Source organism: Methanocalculus natronophilus (assembly GCF_038751955.1).
Classification (GTDB): Archaea; Halobacteriota; Methanomicrobia; order Methanomicrobiales; family Methanocorpusculaceae; genus Methanocalculus; species Methanocalculus natronophilus.
On sequence record NZ_JBCEXH010000112.1, the window covers coordinates 1 to 552 of the forward strand.

General features: G+C 38.4%; 1 protein-coding gene. It reads right to left on the reverse strand.

The features are described from left to right. Positions 1–552, reverse strand: a 552-nt coding sequence (locus ABCO64_RS10740; RefSeq protein WP_343089473.1) for a phosphoenolpyruvate carboxykinase (ATP), incomplete at both ends; no start/stop codon positions are given.

Here is a 552-nt window from a genome sequence, read left to right on the forward strand (position 1 = left end):
CTCTTGAAGGGGTCCAAAAGATTGATTTTACTGCACGACCATTTCCATTTCGAATATCTTCCGTAACAGGCACAACTAAACCATCTTCATCTTTAGTGACTGCAGCATTCTGTACAGTCAATAAAAAGCGGTTATCTTTAGAGTCAGTTGGATAATCTTGAACTTTATCAAAATATGAAGGCTCTAAACTCACCGTATATAGCTCATCATTTTCAATCACAAACGCATCATCATGCAAGACTTCTACATCATATTTTCCATCGTGTTTAGCGTGGGTAATTGTACTCTTTCCACTGCCTGAGAGTCCAAAGACACTCATAATGTATGGATTTTGTGAAGAACGTTTAATCTTTTTAATGCCACCATGTGCCGCTGTAAAGTTTTGTCGTTTGGCCAAAGACCAAGCCATAGTAAGGCTACCTTTTTTATGTTCACCAAAATAACGCATGCCAAATAGCGCAGCACAGTTATGATCTCTATCAAAAAGCGCTAGCCCTTTTTCAAACCCATCCACATAGTAATCAGGGTCACTATATAAGAAAATATCGCCTT